The organism is Alteromonas alvinellae (assembly GCF_902705805.1).
Genome location: NZ_CACSIH010000200.1, coordinates 32,952 through 55,918, shown reverse-complemented (window position 1 = coordinate 55,918; position 22,967 = coordinate 32,952). Strand labels below are relative to the sequence as shown.

The following is a 22,967-nucleotide window of genomic DNA, read 5'->3' as shown; positions in this document are numbered from 1 at the left end:
TTTTAATGACTAAGCAAACTCGTTACTTAGCATTGGTGCTTTCAAAGATTTTATCTGCCGATGCGGCAACAAAGCCTTTGTAAAGCTTGCCATCAGGCATTTCATAGCGTTGTGCAAACTCGTAGAAGCAGCTTGGAATTGCCACAGTCTCGTCGCTAAACGCTACGTCAGCACGGTCAGCCATCGTTGATGATTGCGCTAAAAATACGTCTGGCCCACCTTTAATTTCGCCACCTGAGGTGTTCAGCACAAAGCCTGCTTCTTTAAGCAATGTGTTTACGTCGGTAAGCTCGTCAGTACGGGTTAAGTGATTAACACTTACCGTAAAGTGGTTAGCACGGAAGCCCCATGCCGCCATCCACGCCGCGTATTCTGATTCGTTAAGCAGTGTGTCGTATTCTGCTTTAGTAACGTCCCAATGTTTACCCGAGTACAAGAAGTTATCTGCATCCACTACAGACTCAGGCATTTGATCAAGCATCTTCTTGATAATTGCTTGAGCAGTTTCAGAAAGCTCATTTACACGAAGCTCACTAATAAATACTTTTGGTTTAGTATCGTCAGGGTGCTCGAAATGCTTTGCAGTAAGCTTTTTCGCTTCAAAGTCATAGTCGCCTTTAGCTTCATAACCCAATGCTAAGAAGTGCGCAGCAAGCTTGTCTAAGCGGGTTTTATCAAGAGCAAAAGTTCGAAAAGCTACATGGTCGTTAACGATGTCGTTCGTGTTTTCTTCACCCGCTAATAGTGCATGAATTTTATGCGCTGAGGGAGTGATGGTAACGTAATCGTCCCACATGTTGCTAAACAACGTATCGATGTTGCTATGCATGGTAGTAGGGTCCTTTCTGTCGTTGACTATTTTAAAACGAATAGTTCGTATAGGGTTGGTACTAAACTGGCCGACACAAAAGTTGCATCGGCCTTTTTATAACGTGAAAAACTTAAGTTACATCGACAAACCAGGGCTTAATTTGCCTGGCATAGTAACTTTATCAAGTTCAACTGATGCAACTGGGTATGCACAGTAGTCGGCTGCGTAAAACGCGCTTGCTCTGTGGTTACCACTGTCGCCCACACCACCAAACGGCGCAGCACTACTAGCACCCGTGATAGGTCTATTCCAGTTTACGATGCCCGCGCGAATGCGTGCGAAGAAGTAGCGATAATCTTCTTCGTTGTCGCCAAGAAGACCTGCTGACAAGCCAAAGCTAGTGTTATTAGCTTCTTCAATCGCAGCGTCGAAATCGCTGTAACGGATCACTTTTAGCAGTGGACCGAAGTGTTCTTCGTCAGGCAGTGAGGCAAGCATGTCAGTAACATCAATAATGCCTGGGGTAGCAAAACCTTTGTTCTCGTCTTTTTGTTCAAGGCGAACTAGTACTTTACCACCAAGGTTTTCAAGCTCTTGCTGTGCTTTTACCATAAGAGCAGCGGCATTGCTTGAGATCATTGCGCCCATAAATGGTTGATCTTCAGCGTCATAATCACCCACCTTAATATTCTTGGTCACTTCGATTAAGCGAGCAAGGATTGCATCACCCTGTGCATCGGCTGGTAAGAATAGGCGACGTGCACACGTACAGCGCTGACCGGAAGTAATGAAAGCAGACTGAACGATGTCATGTACGGCAGCATCAACGTCAGCTACATCTTTTACGATTAACGGGTTGTTACCACCCATTTCAAGGGCCAAGATTTTACCTGGGTGACCTGCGAACTGCTCGTGCAAGATTTTCCCAGTACGCGAACTGCCCGTAAAGAAAAGGCCGTCGATGTCGTTATGCGACGCCAATGCCTTACCTGTTTCAACTTCACCTTGTACTAGGTTGAGTACACCCGCTGGCAGGCCAGCAGCATCCCATAGCTTCACCATTTCTTGTGCAACCATAGGCGTTAAATCGCTTGGTTTAAACACAACTGTGTTACCTGCAATAAGGGCTGGAACAATGTGTCCGTTTGGCAGGTGGCCAGGGAAATTGTAGGGGCCAAATACAGCAACAACGCCGTGAGGCTTGTGTCGAATGAAGGCTTTACCTACCGGCATTGGGTTTTCGACGTTACCCGTGCGTTCAAAATAGGCTTTTTCAGAAATACCAATTTTGCCCATCATGGCACCAACTTCAGTGGCAGTTTCCCACTCTGGCTTGCCCGTTTCTTTAGCCATAACTTTGGCAAGGTGTACTTTAGCTTCTTCTAGCTTAGTGCCATAAACCTTAATAATTTCAAGACGCTCTTCAACGGTTTTCATGCTCCATGCTACAAGTGCAGCACGAGCAGCGTTAATTGCGTCATCAATTTGAGAGGCTGTCGCAGACTTACCTTCCCAAATTACTTCGTTTTTTGCAGGATCAACTGACGTTAAGTCATGACCTTGTCCGGCAACCCATTCACCGTTGATAAAATGTGTATGTAGCATAGTGGGTGTCCTTTTAATCTCTGAATGTAACGGGGGCGAAGCGAACGTGCTCTCCCTCTTTGACATTCAATGCAGCAGCGGCTTGGAGAGATAGTACGGCAACTTGCTTTTCTTCGCTTACCGTCATCTCGGTGGCAACTGCACGAAAATCAGATACTGATGTATTAATGATGTAGTGCGTTTGCCCTTGGGCAGCAGCGCTATCGTCAATCACTACAGGCAGTTTTAAACTCGATTGAGCCGTGCGGATGTGGCTTAAGTTTGCTTCTACCGTCGGGCCTGCGTCGAAAATGTCTACGTAGCCGCGGCAAGAAAAGCCTTCTTCTTCAAGAAGCTGAAGAGCAGGGCGTGTTTTGTCATGGACTTCGCCAATGACTTCTTGCGCTTCTTTGCTAAGCAGATTTACATATATTGGGTACTTAGGCATAAGTTCAGCAATAAACACTTTATTACCAATGCCAGTTAAGTAGTCGGCAGTAGGAAAATCCATAGAGAAGAAATGGGTTTCCAACCACTCCCAAAACGGTGAGCGTCCTTCTTCGTCACTCACACCGCGCATTTCAGCAATAACTGTCTCTGAGAAGCGTTCACGGTGCTCCATCATGAACAAGAATCGAACCTTTGAAAGGAAGCGGCCGTTTATGCCGCCACGGGCTTGTTCGCGAAGAAACAGAGTACATATTTCAGTAACACCGGTGTAGTCATTACAAAAAGTTAGAATGTCTACCGTGTTGTGAATGTTAAGCTCGCGCGATGCGTGCACTACTTTGCTTAGGTGGTAATGATAGAACGCATCGTCTATACCAACAGCCGCTTCAATACCTGTTGTTCCCACTACCTGTCCGGTAGTGGTATCTTCCATTACAAACAAGTATGACTCATCGCCAGGTTCGGTTACGTTTGGTTTGTTAAACGCAGTTTCTGCACGATCAATTTTACGCTGCAGCAACTCGTCGTTGACAGGTAAAGACGTAAAGCCAATACCTGATTCAACGGCGATTTCTTTAAGCGCGTTATAGTCGGCCTTCGTGATAGGGCGAATGATATTCATGTTCGCTACTCGTGTTGTAATTATTCGGCGTTTACAACGGCAGCTACGGCGCGTTCAAAACGTGCAAGACCTTCTTTGATGTCTTCATCAGGAATAACCAGTGAAGGTGCAAAACGAATAACGTTCATGCCAGCAACAAGACACATAAGGTTCTCTTTCGTTGCAGCCATCATGAAGTCACGTGCACGGCCTTGGTATTTCTCATTTAACGCACAACCTAACAGCATGCCTTGACCACGTACTTCTTCAAATACGTTGTACTTTTCATTGATAGCACCTAGTAGTTCACGGAATAGGGCTTCTTTCTTAAGTACACCTTCAAGCACTTCTGGTTGGTTCACGATATCTAACGCTTTTTCCGCAACAGCACAGGCTAGTGGGTTACCACCGTAAGTACTACCGTGGGTACCTGGCTTAAGGTGTGCAGCGATGTCTGCTGTGGTAAGCATGGCACCAATTGGAAAGCCGCCACCAAGAGATTTTGCGGTTGTTAGGATATCAGGTGTTACGCCAAGACCCATGTAGGCATAAAGGTGACCAGTACGACCAACACCCGACTGAACTTCGTCAAAAATAAGTAATGCGTTGTGCTTGTCACAAAGTTCGCGAACGCCTTTTACGAAATCTACATCAGGTGGAATAATACCGCCTTCACCCTGAAGCGGTTCCATCATTACCGCGCAGGTTTTGTCAGAAATTAGCGCTTCAAAGGCCGCTAAATCGTTGTAGTCACAGTGGTCAACAGCGCCTGGCTTAGGACCAAAACCGTCAGAGTAAGCAGCTTGACCACCTACTGTTACGGTAAAGAAGGTACGGCCGTGGAAACCTTTGTTGAAAGCGATGATTTGGTTTTTTTCTTCACCGTGCTTGTCCAGCGCCCAGCGACGAGCTAGCTTCAATGCTGCTTCGTTCGCTTCTGCGCCTGAGTTTGCGAAGTAAACTTTGTCAGAGAATGTCGCATCGTTAAGTTTCTTAGCGAGACGAAGGGCTGGTTCGTTAGTGAACACGTTGCTTAAGTGCCAAAGCTTGCTGCCCTGTTCATTGAGAGCTTTAACTAATTCTGGATGGCAGTGACCTAAAACGTTTACCGCAATACCGCCTGCAAAGTCGATGTACTCAGCTCCATCTTGATCCCATACGCGCGAACCTTCACCTCGAACAGGTACCATACCTGCTGGGTTATAGTTAGGAACCATTACATCATCAAATGTAGCGCGAGTTACGTTCATCTTTGTTACCTCTGCGTTGGGCGCCAATCACACAATGTGAGTTTGCTTGTAGAATCAACGAGTACGTTTTGTTCGTACTCCGAGTGACAAAAAGCATCAACTGGACGCGTAAAAACTAATCGGATTTGTTTTACAGTATGCCATTTTTTTTAACATTTGTCTTCTATGTAAAGGGCTGTAGCCCTTTATTTATAAGGACTGTGGCTTAATTTGCAGGAAAAGTGAATAACTATTAACTACTGGTCTATATCGATTAGTAATAATCGTTTTTTACGCCAAGAAAAGCGCCGCTTGGGAGTTTTGTTATGCTTCACGATAATTTTCGTGCTGTAGTAGACGATACTCAAGTTACCTTTCAGTAGCGCTAAAACCAGTCGAGTCGTTGAGTAATAGTCAATAATTCAGTGTATTTAATATGACTGCTAGACTAGGTGCATAACGAGTGCATGAATATCCACAAAATATTTAAGGTTTGCCTTATTTTTATGCTCGTAATTTGGTCTAAATGAGTAAAAAAAGCAAACTGAGCCTATCTTTCATCCTCGTTTTTTACCAACGGAAGAGTGAAAATATCCATGCTTTTGAGTTTCTCAAGTGCACCCGCAGGATAGCGCTGCTCAGAAAAAAGCGGTTTTACTTCTTTAATGTCGACGAGTTTCAGCTGATGTAGCATTCTTATTTGTGTGTAAGTTCGCGCTTGATGCAGTATTTTACTCAAGGTTTTGGGTTGACTGGGCTGCTTATCGGCGCAGTCTCGCATTGGCTGTGCAATGGGGAGGCGTGTGAAGTGCATCCATTCTAAGATGTCTGCACTCACCGCATCAGCGAATTCTTGTTGCAGAGCGATAAGATGGTTGGCCGACGGCGCAATTTTTAATAAAGCCTCATGACGCTTTTGCTCTTTGTCTTTCTGGCACTCTTGTAGTAAATGCAGTTGGATCTTATCGAACAGTTTGAAATAAAGTCGTGTTACAGCACAGCGGCCTAAATTACTTATCATTGCTAGCGTGTAGGCTTGATTCTTATTTAAGTCACTCATTGCAGCTAGGCGTTTTGCAGTAAGCGCAACGCCTGTTGAGTAATGCGTTAGCTTTTGCTTGATAAGCGGGTAAGGATCAGTAATTTGAGGCATAGCGCGCTTTAATATCAATGAAGGTATCAGCGTGCGCAAGTTTTCTATTCCCAAAAAGCTTAAAGCAGTGCGCAACGTCTCAACGACGATTATCCGTCCTCGCGAATCTTTGCGTCTGAATTGGGGCGTATTTACAACAACTATCAATTCGTCATAAAGCCATGGCATGGTGGCGGCTATAGGCTCTAACTTTGAAACCGAGCATGCTTTTACCGATAGAGCATCTAAAAGTTCGCCGATATTTTCAGGTAAGTTAAGCACGTTCTGAACGAGTTCGTCGGTATAACTCAGTTGCTCAGTCAGTTCACCAAGCAAAATTTCGTGAAGATGATGACTCACAGATTCCAGGTAAGAGGCTTCGGTTTTTTCTTGCAGGCGCTTATTTTCAATTGCAACTTTCTCAACGTGGAGTAAAAGTCTGCGCGCGTCTCCTTGCTCTGACTGTTCGAAGCTAACTTGACCCACCTTGCGCTTTCCTAGCATTTCAAGAACGCGTTCGGGTGATATGACCATATTTTCGAAACGATCATCTATCGTGGGCGATGTGGTTGCCCCCATTGTCATTTTAAAAGCACTCCTGCTCATAACTTTTTGGTGAACGGCTATATTATCGTACATCAGGGCCTTATAACTTTCGCAATGCTAATGGTGGAAATAATAGCTACAACTTGAAAGTGTTTTATTCGCTCGGCAACTTTTGATATCGCTTATGCAGTTCTCGACATTACGTTAATTCAGTACAGTGACTAAATTAGTTTATGAAAAGTTAAACGAAAAATCAGTGAATTGCGAGTTTTACCGGTCTTCAAGCGTAAGCTTTAAGCATTTTAAGTATCGGCACTAAACTCGCTAACTTAAACCGTTTTAACACGAAGAAAGGCATCAAGCACATTGTGGCCGTGTTCGGTAAGTAGTGACTCCGGGTGATACTGTACCCCCCAAATCGGGTAGTGGATGTGCGAAACCGCCATAATTTCTTTCGTGCCTTGAGCCGTTTCACACCAAGCATCAACACGTAGCGATGGCGGTAAAGAGGTAGGGTTTAAGACCAGGGAGTGGTAACGAGTTACGTTAAACGTACTAGGTAGCCCGTTAAATAAGGCCGTATTGCCGTGTGATAATACTGACACTTTACCGTGTTTAATTTCTTGTGCGCCAACCACTTCAGCGCCGAATGCTTGGCCAATTGCTTGATGACCCAAGCAAACGCCCAGTATTGGCATTTTGCCAGCAAAGTGTTTAATCGCAGCTAGACTGATACCTGCTTCGTTAGGCGTGCAAGGTCCCGGCGAAATAACAAGATGAGAAGGGGCTATATGCGAAATATCGTCGATGCTGAGAGCATTGTTTCGCACAACTTCGACGTCTGCGCCGAGCTCTGTAAAATAGCGAGCAAGATTGTGAGTAAACGAATCGAAGTTATCAATTAACAGCAACACAGCAGTGCTAATCCTTGGTATTTCTGAAGTATGGGGGTTTTACACATGAAGCGCTTTATCAACGCTTCATGCTGTTAGTATTTTAAGCCCTAAAGCAACGGTTTATGGCTTTGGGATGAAGCCGACGGCTTTGTAAACTTTTGCCAACGTTTCTGCCGCACGTGCTGATGCTTTTTCAGCGCCTTGGCGCATAACGTCATCTAGATATGCTCTATCTGCGCGAATTTCAGCATAGCGAGTTTGAATAGGCTCAAGTAACGAAACTACCGCATCTGCTACGTCACCTTTTAAGTGACCGTACATTTTATCGGTATATTCAGGCTCTAGATCTTTTACCGATTTACCCGTAGCGAGAGAAAGTAAAGTAAGTAGGTTTGATACGCCTGGTTTTTCTGTCGGGTTGAAGTAAATGTTGGCTTGTTCGTCAGAGTCTGTGACCGCGCGCTTAATCTTCTTAGCCAGCTTTTTCGGCTCTTCCAGCAAACCAATGAAGTTATTTGGGTTGTTGTCTGATTTAGACATTTTCTTTTCTGGCTCTTGCAGGCTCATGATACGCGCACCGAACTCTGGAATATAAGGGTCTGGTAAGCGGAATACGTCGCCGTATAAGTTGTTTACTCGCGTTGCTATATCGCGTGTTAACTCAAGGTGCTGTTTTTGATCTTCACCCACAGGTACTTTATCGGCTTGATAAAGCAAGATATCTGCTGCTTGAAGTACAGGGTAGCTGTACAAGCCTACGTTTATGTTGTTCTCATTTTTCGCAGACTTATCTTTAAACTGCGTCATGCGATTTAGTTCGCCCATTTGGGCATAACAATTTAACACCCACGACAACTGTGCATGCTCTGGTACGTGAGATTGCAAAAATAGCGTACTCTTTTGCGGATCAATGCCGCAGGCTAGATAAAGAGAAAGGCCGTCTAAACAAGCTTCTGCAAGTTGCTTCGGATCTTGTCTTACGGTGATCGCATGTAAATCGACAATCATGTATAGACAGTCGTAATCGTCCTGCATGGAAACCCACTGCTTAAGTGCACCCATGTAGTTTCCAAGGGTAAGTTGTCCTGAAGGCTGACAGCCACTTAATACAACGGATTTATTACTCATTTCTTTTTACCTGTAATACGTTAAATTCTGTTAAAAATTAAGCTTTTGATAACGATGAAAGCTCATCGCGCATTTGTGCAATGACATCACTGTAATCGGGTTGAGAAAAAATCGCCGAACCAGCCACAAACATGTCTGCTCCCGCTTCTGCTATTTCGCGAATGTTATCGACTTTGACACCACCGTCAATTTCAATTCGTATATCGTAGCCGCTTTCTAGTACGCGCTGTTTTACTGCTCGTACCTTATCTAATGTGCTAGGTATAAATTTTTGACCACCAAAGCCTGGATTCACCGACATAATAAGAATGTGGTGCAGTTTATCCATAACGTGGTCAAGGTAGTGCAGTGGTGTGGCCGGGTTGAATACCAAACCCGGTTTGCAGCCTGCATCAATAATAAGCTGAAGAGAGCGGTCGATGTGCTCTGACGCTTCTGGATGAAAGCTAATATAGCTTGCGCCAGCATTAGCGAATTTCTCAATGAGGTCATCTACCGGCTTTACCATAAGGTGAACATCGATAGGTGCAGTAATGCCGTATTTTCTCAACGCTTCGCAAATCATCGGCCCAAACGTAAGGTTTGGCACATAGTGGTTATCCATTACATCGAAATGCACCACATCGGCGCCAGCGGCTAACACGTTTTCTACGTCTTCACCTAGCCTAGCGAAGTCAGCAGACAGTATTGATGGGGCGATTAAAAATGGTTTCATTACATGTCCTTTAAATCAAAAACAACAAGGTGCGTTGCCACTTACGTTTTGAGGTTGCGAAAGTTTACCCAAAACCACGCTTCTTTACTATGTAAAGGACGCAACAAGGTTAATTTCACAGAAATTTAAGACCAGTAACCTTAGTTTACGGTGCTGCCCAACTTTGGTGAGGTTGCGTTTTATTGGTGCGTTATTGTTCGTTTATTGGATCGTCCAAAAACTGTGGATGTGAGATTGCACTTAAATAAGTCATTATTTTTCAATGTTTTAAATTTATTTCGGTCGACTTTTTTGATGAACCATAAATGGGCATCAACTTTGCGTTACCCAGTCCAAAAAGAAAACACAGACAGAAAAAAACGAATTACAACAAGTTTGAATTTGACTGGAGAACACACATGAAAACATCTACAAAAAGAACTCTACTTGCCGCTGCTATTTCTTCAGCGTGTTTACTAACTGCTATGCCTAGCTATGCAGAGGGTGAATTTACTGCGAATGCTGGCGCGACCAGCAATTACATTTGGCGTGGTCTAACCCAAACTGTAAACGAAGCTGCTGTTCAAGGCGGTATCGACTATGCGCACGAAAGTGGTTTTTATGCAGGTACATGGGCGTCGAACGTAAGCTATGCATCAGATGATATTTACTCATACGAGCATGACGTATATTTTGGCTACTCGGGCGAGTCTGATGGTATTGCTTATGACTTCGGTTACCTGTACTACAACTACGACGCTGAAGCAGAATTTGATTTCGCAGAAATCTACGGCTCAGTTGGCATGGGTGGTGTAAGCGTAACAGTTTACCTACTAGCGCACACCGAAGCTGACGAAGCAGAAGGTCAAGATTTCGGCTTTGGCCAGGCTTACTACGCATCTCTTGACTATACTACAGAGATTTTGAACGGCACTGAGTTGACTCTACACGCTGGTTATCACAGCGGTGACTTTGTTGATGCGTTTAACTTTGGCGACGGTACTGATAGCTATGCTGATTACGGCGTAACTATTGCTAAAGACGGTTTTAGCTTTGCAGTGACCGGCACTAACCTAGATGATGTTGGAGCTGACGCATTAGATAACGACGAGTTGAAATTCACTGTAGGTTATTCAGTAGATTTCGAACTCTAAAATTATAGGGAGAGGTCAACGGACAGGCCTCTTGACTTAAACGTTGAGTAATAAAAGCCTAATATATATTAGGCTTTTCATTTTTAAAGCAACGCATTTTTAACTTGTTCGTTACCTACTTTTGATTATAATGAGACTACTTTTTAGACGAGTGTAAGGGGTGTTCAGGATGAAAGTTCTTCCTTTTTTTGCGATTTGTGGAGCCGTCGCCCTGGTTAGTGTGGCTGTTACAAACCCGCCAAGCTCTCGTTCGTCTGTTTGCGAATTCCAACCTGTTACTGAATTTAACCCCAAGTTGCCAGCAAGCCACATTCAAAATCAATGCGCCCGTCATCAAGAGGGAGTGGAAGAAGTTAGTTGGCTATCGTGGATAGCAGGTAAATCACCGTCTTTTCAATTCCACTTTTTAGACTTACTAGAGTTGCTTCATAGCGACGATGGTAATCGAGATTTCACCTCACCTTCAAACGATTCATAGGGGCGGCGTGATGCAATCTGGTACTGGTTTCTGGTCAGTTCTAGGTAGTGTAGTAGCAAGCTTATTCGGCGTGCAAAGCCACAAAAACTATGAACGGGACTTTACTAAAGGTACCTTTATTAGTTTTGCTATTATTGGCGTTATTTTAGTTGGGGTATTCGTCGTTTCGCTTTTTATGTTTGTCAGATGGTATGCAGGCTAAACCCGAGCTAGACCTATACACTACCTAGATGAACTCAGACTCGTCAGCATTGCGAATGAATGCTTTCTAACCTTTCTTTCAGTTTTATGTTCGTCATCAAGCTTACGGGCGCTGAACTATTTTTTTTTATGCGTGTTTCGTTTGGGAACGACTTTGGCGGGTGGAAAATAAGCAAGTATTTCATCCACAGGCTGCCGCTTCGCACCATTTTGACTTATTGAGCGCTTAACCGACAGCATACTAAAGTCTGCGCCCTGGTATAAGGCGCGCGTGAGCGGTAGGTCATGATTCGATATCAATACTGGGATACCACGCTTTTTAGACGCTCGGGTAGCGAGCTCAGCCAGCTTCTCTTGTGACTCTTGCCCAAAGCTTCGCGCCGCGTAGCTAGTAAACGCTGCTGTTTTGCTAATAGGTGCGTATGGAGGATCACAGTAAATGACATTGCCTCGCCTAGCTCTTGAAAAAACTTTTTCAAATGGTAGACACGTAAACGTAGCCTTTTGTGATTTTTCAGAAAACACAAACATCTCGTCTTCAGGGAAATAGGGTTTTTTATAGCGCCCAAATGGCACATTGAAACGGCCTTGAAGACTATAGCGACATAAACCATTGTAACCATGACGATTTAAATAAAGAAAAAGAATAGCTCGGTAGTATTCATCCTTCGTTGCGTTGAACTCCTCACGCAAGTCGTAGTACATCTTTTCTTTATTGCGACTCCCATCAAAAAAAGTTCGAGCGTCGTTAATCAGCGCATCGGGTTGCGCTTTTAAGAAGTTGTATAGATTAATGAGATCAGGGTTTATGTCATTAAGCAGGTAACGTTTGTATTGCGTATTCAGAAATACAGAGCCGGCTCCAACAAACGGTTCTATAAGTTTGTTAGCTTGCGGTAATCTGGCCTGAATATGCTCAACCAAGCTGTATTTGCCACCGGCCCATTTTAAAAAGGCCCGGTTTTTTTTCTGCATCATGCTTAAACGTTACTACCTAGACGGAATGAAGACGGTGGTTTTTCCGTGCGCCGCCGTTCCAAGGGAAAGGGTCGTCTTTATACTTTTATGCTGATCAGTATCAGATATCACCACACTAAAGGTAGATTGTAACTTTCATCAGTAAAACGGACAACCAACAAGTGTCGCAAGAATGGAATTTTGGCAAATTATCAAAATTAAAAGAGAGTTTGTGTAGAAAAGTGGCTTAATTTTGTGCTTTGTCTATTTCAGAGAGGACCTGATTTCCTCGCTTAATAAACGCATTTTGTTTGCCCGGATATTCAGGTAGCGCCGCACGTACCTGTTGTGCTTGTGATAGTGAGGAAAAAACCTCTCGAAAAACAACGACAAACCAGTCGCCACCATAGCGTTCGGTTTTATAAATGCGGGTTTGACCTACAAGATTGTTTTCACGCAAGAATGCATTGAGCACCGATTCGCTTTTCATCGCTAGCATCTGAATGGCGTAATCGTTAGCACTAATCCATTGATTTGGCTGCAGTGATGTTTGGTTCCTATTTTCTCTGCTAAGTGCCGTATCAGCGCTTTGTTCAGTTTTTTCACCTGAACTAGTATCGACGAAGGAAGAATTACTGCTTCGTGCCCTTGCTGTAATATTACTATTATCGCCTTCTGTTTTAGACGAAGAACCTGCATCAGGCAATGTTGATACTGCGCTTTCCCAATCAGTAATCAGCGAGTCATTGGCTGCTATTTCATTTTCAGCTGGCATATCAAGGGTTGATTGGTTCGGTAACTCAGGCGTGGCAGTCGGTGTTGAGACAATTTCCACATTACCGGTTTGTACGCTTACGTTATTTTGAATTTCAGCAGCTGTGGTTTCTCCGCTTTTTTCATCGTCGCCACTGAAGCCTTCACCAGCAATGCCGTCTGCAATTAGCTTATTATAGGCTGAACCCGGTTGAACCTGAGTTTCCTTAGGTTCAAGTGTTTGCTGGCTAATAGGAGAAAAAATAGATGACAGTTTTTCACCGTATTGCCAATAAATAAGGCCTGAGAATGTGACCAGAAAGACTAGAACCACCCCTAAATAAAACCATTTTGTTTTTAGTGGGTTAGTGAATGTCTTGGTGTTTTCACGTTGTCTATTTTCTAAGTGAGCCTGAAACGCTTCTCTTCGTGACGCGATCATTTTGTCGAGATCTGACTCGAAATTTGGCTGCTCACTAATGACAGATTGGCTACTAATAATAAGCGGAGTTTCAGTATTCTTCGCAGGAAGCCATTGTTTGGCGCGCTCAGCCCACTCATTATTGGCAAATAAAAGCACGTTCAAATGTTGTTTATTGCCAGCAAATCTACTCTGTAACACCAAATCCCATAGCTCTTGTAACAGTGCATCAGGAAGATTATGGGCTTGGGTGATAGCGATTAGAATTGGGCCTTCGTGGCTATTCAGATCAGAAAGTAACTCATTGAGGGGGCGAACAAAGCTTCCCACTACTTGACCTAGTAGCTGGCGGCAAAGCTGTCTACGATAGTCAGAAGGCTCCATATTATCTTGCGCGGTCAAATACGCAATTTCGGTATCGTCGTGCTGTTGGAAGACAAAGGCTTCAAGGGTTTTTTGCTGTTGAGCAATAGACTCACCGCTGACAAAGATCAGCTGAGAGGAGTAATTGACCAGATATTCCAAACGTTCATGCAGTTCACTTTGCATGGGAGTTTGCCCTTATTCACCGTTGCTTTAAAACTAGTCTAGCAACGCACCTTGTTACTAGTTCCCAAGTCTCGGGAATAACGAAAGGGCACGCTGCCAGTTTGTCGTGAACGCGATTGACTAAGAGAGAATGTCAGTAAGGATGGCGTCGGTGACGTCTTTAGTAACAACCGCTTTGCCAATGCCTTGAGGAAGTACAAATCGAATACTGCCCGCTTCCACTTTCTTATCGCGTTTCATGTGCTTAACATAGTCGTCTTTCGTCATGCTACTAGGCCCTGCAATAGGCAGTGCAAATGCTTCAAATAGCGACGATACGCGTCGTGTTTCTGACGCTTCAAACCATGTTAATGCTTCAGCAGCTTTACAAGCAATTATAGTACCAGCGGCTACCGCTTCGCCATGCAGCCAGTTGCCGTAGCCTTGTTCAGCTTCAATAGCGTGACCAAAGGTATGCCCAAGGTTTAGAATAGCGCGCAGTCCACCTTCCCGTTCGTCTTTCGCAACCACATCTGCTTTTATTTCGCAGCAGCGAGAAATAGCGTAGGTAAGGATTTCAGTATCAAGAGACGTAAGTGCATTAACGTTTTCTTCAAGCCACGTAAAAAACGGTGCGTCGTAAATAATGCCGTATTTAATAACCTCTGCCATACCAGCAGCAAATTCTCGTGGCGGTAGTGTCGCCAGCGAGTCAGTATCGATAGCAACATAAACAGGTTGGTAAAAAGCACCAATCATGTTTTTACCTAGAGGGTGGTTTACCGCGGTTTTTCCACCTACCGATGAGTCTACCTGGGAAAGCAGGGTAGTAGGGACTTGAATAAAAGGCACACCGCGTTGGTAAGTTGCTGCGACAAAGCCCGTGAGGTCTCCTATCACACCACCGCCAAGGGCAATAAGTGTTGTATCTCTTGCCGCATTTAGTTCGAGAAGGCGGGTCATGACTACTTCGAATTGTTCTAAATTCTTGTACTGCTCGCCATCTGGCAAAATAATGGTTTCAACTTGAACGTCACCACATGCTGCTTTAGCGGTTTCTAAGTAAAGCGGCGCAACGGTCTCGTTTGTTACGATAACCGCCAGAGGGCCTTTTATGTAGGCACTAAAAAGACCGGGTTGCGAAAGCAGCCCAGCCTCTATCTGTATAGGATAGCTACGTTCTCCAAGTTCCACAGTTAAGGTTGACATTGGCGTAGCACCTCCTAATACATATTTAATTTATAGACCGATTTTACTGATAATTTGATTTGCTACAGCACGTGCACTTTGGTCGTCTGTATCAACAATGTAATCAGCAACTTCTTCGTAAAGCGGGTTGCGCATTTCTGCAAGATCGCGAAGTACTTGCTCTGGATCTTCGTTTTGCAGTAAAGGGCGACGTTTGTCGCGTTGTGTACGGGCAACTTGCTTATCGATTGTCGTTTGTAGGTAAACAACGATGCCGCGGGCAGATAAACGATTACGCACAGCTTTGGTTACAATAGAGCCGCCGCCAGTGGCAAGTACAATACCTTGCTTATCTGTCAAATCGTTAATGACGGTTTCTTCGCGTTTACGGAATCCATCTTCGCCTTCAAGGTCGAAGATCCAGGCGATGTCCGCACCTGTACGGCGCTCAATTTCCTGATCCGAATCAAAAAAGTCTAGGTGAAGTTCGTCTGCCAGATGTCTACCGATAGTACTTTTGCCAGCACCCATTGGGCCAACTAAAAAGATATTACGTTTTTCAGCCATATTTGCTTATATCACAACTTAATCATGTTAGGGGCAGTGCACTGTTGCCTTACCAGCCTACCCATTGACTCGTGCCTATTTAGTTTCCAATAAGCACCACTCCTTAAACCTCGCTTAAATTTCGAGGCGGGGATTATCTCAGTTTCACGTAAGGCGTTGCAAGTTTTGTTACTAACAAATAGCGTATACCTGTAAATTTAGTGATAAAAACGGTCTAAAAACAAAAAAAGCGCATTAAGATGCGCGTTTTTTGAAGATAAAACTGTTCTTATGGACGTTCAGTTACAATTTTGGGTGTAACAAAAATGAGTAACTCTCGCTTCTGTTGAAGTTGTGACGTATTTCTAAATAAGGCACCCACAACAGGTAAGTCACCAAATAAAGGTACCTTGGATACGCCATCAGAACTTGTCTGCTGGAAAATCCCACCAAGCACAATGGTTTCGCCGTTTTCAACCAATACCTGCGTTTTAATTTCCTGTGTATCGATAGCAACTGCATCACCAGTTGATGTAGCCACGGTTTCGCCGCGCGTATCTTGAGTTACCACTAAGTCCAGAATAATGCGATTATCTGGCGTAATATGAGGAGTAACTTTGAGCGATAGAACCGCTTTTTTAAACTCAACCGATGTAGCGCCGCTTGACGTTGCCTGCACATAGGGTATTTCCGTACCCTGTTCAATGTAAGCTTCATGTTGGTTGGCCACAGTAATACGAGGACTTGCAATAATTTCCCCTTTGTTTTCCGACTCAAGTGCAGAAAGTTCAAGATCTAATATGGTGCCGTCTACTAAGCTTGCTATTTGAAAGCCGATGCTTCCCGCAGCGCTGGTTACCGGAAGGTTCACATTAAGACGATTATCAATGCTAGGCACCACGCCTCCGGCAATGGTATCGGCTGCTTCGAGGCTGCCTGATACGCCGTTATCATCTTGGCGGTCGCTGAACCCCCAGCGCACGCCTAACTGTTCGTCAACATTGTCAAGTACTGTGACCATTCTGCTTTCAATCAGTACCTGTTTAACTGGAATATCTAACGCGTTGATAGTTTTTCTTGCTTCGTCAATCGACGCTAATGTATCACGTATAAGTAGGGTGTTGGTTCGCTCATCTACCGTAACGCCGCCACGCTCGGAAAGAATACCGCCTTCGGTAGATTTTAGAATAGTAGCCAATGCAGAGGCTTTAGCGTAGTTAACTGAAATATTTACCGTATGCAAAGGGGCTAAATCTGAGACTTGTTTTTTAGATTGCAACGCTTGAGTTTCACGAGCAGACAATTCTTCTGCAGGGGCAATCAACAAGATATTGCCCTCTAAACGCTTGTCTAATCCTTTAACGCGCAAGATCATATCTAAGGCTTGATCCCAAGGAACGCCAGATAAACTGATAGTAACATTGCCTGATACTGTGTCAGTCGTAACGAGGTTAAAGCCATTTACTTGCGCAATAATTTGCAAAACCTGTCTTACAGGTACATCTTGAAAATCAAGAGAAATAGGGTCGCCAGTATATTTCTTCTCTGCCTCAAGTGCTTCTTGCTGTTCACTGTCCATTGGTGAAATTGCTACGCGTAATACGCTATCTTTCACCGTGTTTTTGACGGTAACTGGACCTGAGTAATTTATCTCAATACGGGCGGCATTTTCGTCTTCAAAGGTTTCTATGGTCGAAACGATAGTTCCGAAGTCCGCCACGCTTAGCTCTACTAGCTGATCTTGAGCTAATGCAGTATTGGTGAGTGTGAGTATCACCTTTCCTTGAGATTCAATAAGCTGCACCTTTGGTGCTGTGCCCACAAATTCTACTAAGGTAATTGCAGTGCTATTTGCCGCTTGGGTAAAGTCTATATTCGTAATGGTGGTAGCTGGGGCCGTTTCATTTCTCTTTGCGTTAGGATCTACCAGTAGTGGTTCCTGTGCTTTGACAGGATGAGAAACCAGAAAGGCGAATGAAAATATTGCAGCGACAACGAAGGCCAGCCAATACCATCTAGGCGCTCTACGATTGAGAGATTTGTTGAAAATATATCGTTCGGCCATGCTTACTCTCCCGCCTTCGATGCTGTAGTCATTGTTGTTGTTTTCCTTTGCCAGCAGCCTGCACCATCAGGTAATAGTTGTTCAATAGTAATTGAGTCGGTGCCAATTTGCATAATTTTGCCATAAAACAATCCGATACGGCTCCCTACTTTCGCTTTATGTAACACTCCGTCGTTGCTTTTTAATAACGCCCATTTCACTTCTTTAACCGCAAAATTGCCGGCAAGGGCGAGGGCATCTAAGCCATAAGCCTCCAAGGCTTCCTTTGGACGTTGAAAGTTAGGCTGTAGACAGTTTTCCACGCGAGCTTTAGCTACAGGGGCCGCATTGTTGCGCGGGCGGTCAAACGGGCTTCTAAGTGCGCTTGCAGTATAACTAAATGGCGGGTGGGTTTTAAACTCTGGGTAGGGCTCGATTTGAGGCTGCGCACGCGATTTCACACTTTGCGTGTAGGCTTGAAGGTCATTCAGTTTTGGCGAGCAGCCCGCAATAAGTAACAAGGCCAAAAGAGAAATAAGTACACGAATCATTGCTCATCTCCTTCAAAATCCGAGGAGTTTTCAGAACGATAGGTTTTGGCTTGAAGTTTAAGGGATAGCCCGTTTGCTTGCCGTTTAATATCAAAGTCATGCAGCGTAACAATACGAGGTAAGTCCGCCACTTTAGACACGAATTCCCCAAAGTTGTGATATCCGCCACTGACTTCCATTTCTATAGGTAGCTCAGTATAGAATTCTTTCGGTACTTCTTGTTGCCAGTTAAGTAGTTCAAATGTCAGGCCTGCCGATGTGCCGACATAAGTGATGTCGTCAAGCAAACCTGGCGTTTCATTACTGGTGGGTAAGCTCTTAAGCATGGAAGAAAAATCTTCTTTAATTTTCGCGAGCTGCGCTTCATAAGCTTCTAAATTCGCCGCGATACGGTACTTCGCTTCAAACTGCAGCTTAAGCTCTTGTTCTTTCAACTCAGCTGCATCCTTGATAGGGAGCTTTGGGCTTACCAACGTATAATAGCTAAGGGCGCCTACTAATATTGCGACGAATGCAGCAACGACAATGCGAACTTCATTCGGCCAAATAGCAATCTGCTCAAAATCGAGTTCGTTTAATTCTTTAAGTTTCGAAACGTCAAACTTCATAATTATGGCGCCTCACTACTAGCGCTTTTTAGGGGGGCAACATTCGGCGCGATAGAAAATGTAAGGGTAAAGTTACTAATAGCTCTTGCCGCACTACTGTCAGACTTAATCGTAGAGAGTTCTGCGCCCACAAATACTTTAGAGTTATCTAAGGCACGCATAAAGTCTGATAAGCGATTATTAGAGTCGCTTATCCCTTCTATTTTGATGCTGTTATTACTTCTTGTCATTGATTCAAACGCCACCCCTTGAGGTACCAATTTGGCGAGTTCATCAAACACAATAGGCGCGACATTACGGCTGGCCTGAAGCTGTTCAATTAAGGCCATACGTTGTTCAACAGCGTTCTTTTTGTCTTTTAGTTTCTTGATTTCGCCGATCTGTGCATCAAGAGTAGCAATTTCGCGTTCAAGATATTGGTTACGTGAGTTTTGGTTATTAATCTGCTGGTCGATAGCTTGCCCTATAAACCAAAAAATTAAGCCTACGATAGCAGCAACGGCAACCAAGCCAACTAAGTATTGTTGTTTTTGATGTTGGCGCTGTTTTTCTCGCCACGGAAGTAAATTTACATGTGCCATGGCGTAAAGCTCCGGCTCGCCAGACCCGCTGCAATTGCAAGCTGTGGTGCAATTTTGCTAAGTCGAGTCGTATCGAGTTTTGGGTTTATCGTCATATTGCTGAACGGGTTAAAGCAATCTACTTCAAGGCCTAAGTCTTGTTTCAGAATCTCTACCAATGGTTCGATGGTCGCTGCGCCACCACTTAATAGAATCTTACTTGGGCGTTGTGCATGTAGAGTGCTCATATACATCTGCAGCGCCCGGTTGATGTTCTGCTGAAGGTTAGCAGCAAAGATGGGAAGGGTATCTTCTACCCAATTGCCTGAAAGCGTGCCGTCTAATAGCTGACGCTCTGCCACCTCTCGTTCTACCATATGGATGGCACTAATATCACTGATTAATTGGTTAAGCCCAAACGCATGCTCTTTTGTATAAATTACGTCACCATTTTTGATCACGCATATTTGAAGTAGCGAGGCACCCACATTAATGCAACAAAGTGGCTCATCTTCTGGCTGAGGGGGGTGAAAAAAGTCTAACGCATTGCCAATGGCGTAATTTTCCATATCAACAATTTTAGGCTCGAAATTGGCTTCTCTAGTAAGCAGCAACCGGCTATCTACTAAGTCTTTATGAGCAGCGGTCAGCAAAACGTTCACTTTGCCAGTATGGGTAGTACTTGGCCCCATTTCTTCAAAATCTAAATACACTTCTTCAAGAGGATAGGGAATCAGACTGTCAGCTTCAATTTCTATTTGATTTTCAAGATCATAATCGTTTTGTTCAGGATCCATGTATACGATTTTGCTAATTACTGAGGTTCCTGCCACCGCAACATTCGCCAACTTCAATTTTGTCTTCAGAGATTTGCGAATTTTTTTCAGCGCAATGCTTACCGATTCATAATCTTTGATATCTCGCTCTGAAAAAGCGATTTTAGTGATCGGCTCGCAGGCATACCCTTGAAGGACGAACCCGTCTTTAGATTGTTCTAGCCATACCGCTTTTATTTGACGCGTGCCTATATCTAAGCCCACAATGGGCGGCAGCTTTTTTTTAAACAGCGATTTCATTTGCAAGTGTCCAGTTTCAAAGGTAGTTGCTCTAAAGTACAATATTACTCTATTAGTATTGTGCGTATGGTTCTACAGATAACACATACGTATAGAATATACGTCATTTCAACAAAATGTCTTGGTATCCGTTACAGTGAAGTACATTAAACCACTTATTTTATTTAGTTTTCTATCAGGCCTTCTTGGTTTTGCAGCACTGGTAGGTATTTACTTTTATATCAAACCTGACCTGCCAAGCGTTACTGTACTTAAGGATGTAAGGCTGCAAACCCCTATGCAGATATACACCAAAGACGGAAAACTTATTTCGCAGTATGGAGTTAAACGGCGGATCCCCGTAAAACTTGAGGAAGTTCCACAAGAATTAATTGACGCCATACTTGCTACCGAAGACAGTCGATTCTACGAACACCACGGTATCGACCCCATTGGTATAATGCGTGCAGCAGTAAGTTTAGTCTTAACTGGCGAAAAACGTCAGGGAGCGAGCACGTTAACTATGCAGCTGGCGCGAGGCTTTTTCCTGAGCCGTGAAAAAACCTATATTCGTAAGATAAAAGAAATATTTATTGCATTGCACATGGAGCAGGAGCTTTCTAAGCAAGAAATTCTCGAATTATACCTCAATAAAATTGAGTTAGGTCATAGAGCTTTTGGTTTCGGTGCGGCGGCTCAGGTGTATTATGGCAAACCGCTTAACGAGCTTTCTTTAGCCCAAATTGCTACTATCGCGGGTCTTCCAAAGGCACCTTCAGTGCTAAACCCAATCAGCGGGCCACAGCGGTCTGTAGAGCGCCGACGTGTTGTGCTGCTTCGAATGTTAGATGAAGAATACATTACTAAAGCGCAGTTCGATGAAGCAGCCAATGCGCCAGTTACGGCCAAAAAGCACGGTGCCGAAATTGAAGTTGATGCCCCTTATTTGGCTGACACCATTTACAATGAAATGGTCGAAATTTATGGAAAAGAAGAAGCGGAAACTGGAGGCTACCAAGTATTCGCAACAGCAACGTCTGACCTTCAACTAGCCGCGCAACGAGCGGTTGTGAGAAACCTTCACGATTACGATGAACGTCATGGTTATAAAGGAGCGATGGGGTACCTATGGGATATTCCAAAGCAAGAAGGTAAAGATGACGTCATTCCCCAGCTTTCGTTAAGTTTTGATGTAAGCAATAGAACATCTCGTGAAGAGTGGGATGATGAATCACTTATACGAGTGCTTGAAGAAATCCCTCACATCAAGCCTCTGTTACCTTCTGTGGTAACAAAGGTAAATGAACAGTCAATCGATGTGCTTGCCGTTGACGGAAGAACCATTACAGTAGAGTGGGATGGCTTGGACTGGGCGAGGCGTTATATTACGGATTTTAGGCAGGGCAGTGACCCTAAAACCGCGTCCGATGTTACTCAAGAAGGGGCGGTTGTCTACATCAGGCAGCAAGAAGGGCTGTGGCGTATTTCGCAAATCCCCGAGGTAAGCGGAGCCTTTATTGCACTTAACCCGAAAAACGGCGCGGTAGAAGCCGTGGTTGGCGGTTACAGCTTCTACCAAAGCCAATTTAATAGAGCTACCCAGGCTAAGCGCCAAGTGGGTTCAAACATCAAACCTTTCGTTTATTCAGCAGCGTTAGACAGTGGTTACACCCTTGCCTCTATTATCAATGATGCGCCTATTAACCAATGGAATGCCGCTACAGGTGTCGCCTGGCGCCCTCAAAATTCGCCGGCTGAATACGACGGTCCAATCAGAATGCGTAAAGCCCTTGGTAAATCGAAAAACGTGGTATCGGTTCGATTACTCCGCGGTGTTGGTCTTAGAGAAACGGCTGATTATCTAACGCGCTTTGGATTTAATAAAGATGATATCCCGCTGGATGAAACCGTGTCTCTTGGTTCGAGTTCGCACACGCCGCTTGAAGTGGTAAGAGGTATGTCGGTCATTGCGAACGGTGGCTACTTAGTAAACCCTCATTTTATCAGCAAAGTGCTTGATGAAAACGGCGATGAGCTTTGGAAAGCAAACCCAGTTTGGGCGTGCAATCGTTGTGAAAATCAAAGCGATCCAGAAATACTACCTGAAGACGAAGAAGCCGATATTGAAGCCTTACTTGCCGCTGAACTAAATCAAGATATTTTACTTGGCGACGTCGATGATGACGAAGCTGCAGAAAAAGTGATTGCGCCTCAGGTTATTACTGCTCAAAACGCTTTCTTAGTGGCAGAAATGATGCGTACAGCGGTTAGAGCAAATGGGAATTGGAGTAAGAAGACCTATTGGTTAGGTACCGGTTGGCGTGCTCGTAACATTCTCCAACGTACCGATATTGCTGGCAAAACAGGTACAACGAATGATTCACGAGATACCTGGTTTAGCGGCTTCCATAAAGATTTGGTGGCAACAACTTGGGTCGGGTTCGACAATATGGGGCGTCAGTTAGGACGTGCCACGCGTAATCAAAATTTGATTAATAAGGATCCTGAGAAGTTTAACTGGATAGGCAACGCCATGATTGGCATTGAAGATGGCGCTAAAGCGGCGGAGCCAGCGTGGATCAGATTTATGCAACACGCTCTTGAAAGTAAACCGCATACGCCTATGCCCGTACCAGAGAATATAGTGCGTGTTCGCATTGATCGTACCAGTGGAAAGTTGACCAGACGAACAGACCATACGACACTATTCGAATATTTCCTGCAAGGTACTGAGCCAACTACTTACGTTCGCGATGACGAAGTGTTAGATCCAGCCACGCAGGATACGACTGCTGCGCCAGAGCCAGAAGAAATATTCTAATTATAAAAAAGCACGCTGTGTGCGTGCTGCT

At 44.4% G+C, this 22,967-nt stretch carries 21 protein-coding genes; 4 read left to right on the top strand and 17 right to left on the bottom strand.

What is annotated here, in order from left to right; translation table 11 throughout:
* Nucleotides 1-22 precede the first annotated feature (22 nt).
* The 8 genes from ACX5KA_RS14435 to rpe all read right to left on the bottom strand — a co-directional run bounded on the left by ACX5KA_RS14435 (nt 23) and on the right by rpe (nt 9,092).
* A complete protein-coding gene (locus tag ACX5KA_RS14435; RefSeq protein ID WP_458731493.1) occupies nt 23-829 on the bottom strand; it encodes a 2-oxoadipate dioxygenase/decarboxylase family protein in 807 nt (268 codons plus the stop codon).
* 117 nt (nt 830-946) lie between these two features.
* Nucleotides 947-2,416 carry a succinylglutamate-semialdehyde dehydrogenase gene (gene astD, locus ACX5KA_RS14430; RefSeq protein ID WP_458731492.1) on the bottom strand — a complete coding sequence of 490 codons (1,470 nt, stop codon included), beginning with the start codon at nt 2,414-2,416 and terminating at the stop codon, nt 947-949.
* 13 nt (nt 2,417-2,429) lie between these two features.
* Nucleotides 2,430-3,467, bottom strand: a complete 1,038-nt coding sequence (astA, locus tag ACX5KA_RS14425; protein ID WP_458731491.1) for an arginine N-succinyltransferase — start codon at nt 3,465-3,467, stop codon at nt 2,430-2,432.
* Nucleotides 3,468-3,487: 20 nt separating this feature from the next.
* On the bottom strand, nt 3,488-4,696 hold the full coding sequence (locus tag ACX5KA_RS14420; protein WP_039217665.1) for an aspartate aminotransferase family protein: 1,209 nt from the start codon (nt 4,694-4,696) through the stop codon (nt 3,488-3,490).
* Nucleotides 4,697-5,225: 529 nt separating this feature from the next.
* The gene (locus tag ACX5KA_RS14415; RefSeq protein WP_458731490.1) at nt 5,226-6,392 is read right to left on the bottom strand and encodes an HDOD domain-containing protein; all 1,167 of its coding nucleotides are present in this window, start codon (nt 6,390-6,392) and stop codon (nt 5,226-5,228) included.
* A gap of 290 nt (nt 6,393-6,682) precedes the next feature.
* Nucleotides 6,683-7,267, bottom strand: a complete 585-nt coding sequence (locus tag ACX5KA_RS14410; protein WP_039217659.1) for an anthranilate synthase component II — start codon at nt 7,265-7,267, stop codon at nt 6,683-6,685.
* A gap of 102 nt (nt 7,268-7,369) precedes the next feature.
* Nucleotides 7,370-8,377 (bottom strand): tryptophan--tRNA ligase, encoded by a 1,008-nt coding sequence (gene trpS / locus ACX5KA_RS14405; RefSeq protein WP_039217656.1) that lies wholly within the window; start codon nt 8,375-8,377, stop codon nt 7,370-7,372.
* 37 nt (nt 8,378-8,414) lie between these two features.
* Nucleotides 8,415-9,092 (bottom strand): ribulose-phosphate 3-epimerase, encoded by a 678-nt coding sequence (gene rpe, locus ACX5KA_RS14400; protein WP_039217653.1) that lies wholly within the window; start codon nt 9,090-9,092, stop codon nt 8,415-8,417.
* A 305-nt stretch (nt 9,093-9,397) separates the two neighbouring features.
* Here rpe and ACX5KA_RS14395 point away from each other — a divergent pair, with 305 nt between their 5' ends.
* The 3 genes from ACX5KA_RS14395 (at nt 9,398) to ACX5KA_RS14385 (ending at nt 10,905) form a co-directional block, all read left to right on the top strand.
* Entirely contained in the window at nt 9,398-10,225 is an 828-nt protein-coding gene (locus tag ACX5KA_RS14395) for a TorF family putative porin (RefSeq protein WP_084081757.1), read from the top strand.
* A 169-nt stretch (nt 10,226-10,394) separates the two neighbouring features.
* Nucleotides 10,395-10,703 (top strand): hypothetical protein, encoded by a 309-nt coding sequence (locus ACX5KA_RS14390; RefSeq protein ID WP_039217648.1) that lies wholly within the window; start codon nt 10,395-10,397, stop codon nt 10,701-10,703.
* 10 nt (nt 10,704-10,713) lie between these two features.
* A complete protein-coding gene (locus ACX5KA_RS14385) occupies nt 10,714-10,905 on the top strand; it encodes a DUF2970 domain-containing protein (RefSeq protein ID WP_039217645.1) in 192 nt (63 codons plus the stop codon).
* 116 nt (nt 10,906-11,021) lie between these two features.
* Here ACX5KA_RS14385 and ACX5KA_RS14380 read toward each other — a convergent pair whose 3' ends face one another.
* The 9 genes from ACX5KA_RS14380 to pilM form a co-directional block, all read right to left on the bottom strand.
* Nucleotides 11,022-11,882: a Dam family site-specific DNA-(adenine-N6)-methyltransferase gene (locus ACX5KA_RS14380; protein ID WP_039217643.1), complete on the bottom strand. Its 861-nt coding sequence runs from the start codon at nt 11,880-11,882 to the stop codon at nt 11,022-11,024.
* Nucleotides 11,883-12,108: 226 nt separating this feature from the next.
* Complete coding sequence (locus tag ACX5KA_RS14375) at nt 12,109-13,584, bottom strand: SPOR domain-containing protein (RefSeq protein ID WP_039217641.1); 1,476 nt, start codon at nt 13,582-13,584, stop codon at nt 12,109-12,111.
* A gap of 120 nt (nt 13,585-13,704) precedes the next feature.
* On the bottom strand, nt 13,705-14,772 hold the full coding sequence (aroB, locus tag ACX5KA_RS14370) for a 3-dehydroquinate synthase (RefSeq protein WP_039217637.1): 1,068 nt from the start codon (nt 14,770-14,772) through the stop codon (nt 13,705-13,707).
* A gap of 30 nt (nt 14,773-14,802) precedes the next feature.
* The gene (aroK, locus tag ACX5KA_RS14365; RefSeq protein WP_025256800.1) at nt 14,803-15,318 is read right to left on the bottom strand and encodes a shikimate kinase AroK; all 516 of its coding nucleotides are present in this window, start codon (nt 15,316-15,318) and stop codon (nt 14,803-14,805) included.
* Nucleotides 15,319-15,586: 268 nt separating this feature from the next.
* Entirely contained in the window at nt 15,587-17,362 is a 1,776-nt protein-coding gene (locus tag ACX5KA_RS14360) for a type IV pilus secretin PilQ (RefSeq protein WP_458731489.1), read from the bottom strand.
* Nucleotides 17,363-17,364: 2 nt separating this feature from the next.
* Nucleotides 17,365-17,892, bottom strand: coding sequence for a pilus assembly protein PilP (locus tag ACX5KA_RS14355; RefSeq protein ID WP_039217629.1), 528 nt, complete (start codon nt 17,890-17,892; stop codon nt 17,365-17,367).
* Nucleotides 17,889-18,500 (bottom strand): type IV pilus inner membrane component PilO, encoded by a 612-nt coding sequence (locus ACX5KA_RS14350; RefSeq protein WP_039217627.1) that lies wholly within the window; start codon nt 18,498-18,500, stop codon nt 17,889-17,891. The genes ACX5KA_RS14355 and ACX5KA_RS14350 overlap by 4 nt, the downstream gene beginning before the upstream one ends.
* Nucleotides 18,501-18,502: 2 nt before the next feature.
* Complete coding sequence (locus tag ACX5KA_RS14345) at nt 18,503-19,081, bottom strand: PilN domain-containing protein (RefSeq protein WP_039217624.1); 579 nt, start codon at nt 19,079-19,081, stop codon at nt 18,503-18,505.
* The gene (pilM, locus tag ACX5KA_RS14340; RefSeq protein WP_039217774.1) at nt 19,069-20,136 is read right to left on the bottom strand and encodes a type IV pilus assembly protein PilM; all 1,068 of its coding nucleotides are present in this window, start codon (nt 20,134-20,136) and stop codon (nt 19,069-19,071) included. The genes ACX5KA_RS14345 and pilM overlap by 13 nt, the downstream gene beginning before the upstream one ends.
* 136 nt (nt 20,137-20,272) lie before the next feature.
* On the opposite strand from pilM, the gene ACX5KA_RS14335 reads away from it, so the two are divergent.
* The gene (locus tag ACX5KA_RS14335; RefSeq protein ID WP_458731488.1) at nt 20,273-22,936 is read left to right on the top strand and encodes a penicillin-binding protein 1A; all 2,664 of its coding nucleotides are present in this window, start codon (nt 20,273-20,275) and stop codon (nt 22,934-22,936) included.
* The last annotated feature ends 31 nt before the right edge of the window (nt 22,937-22,967 follow it).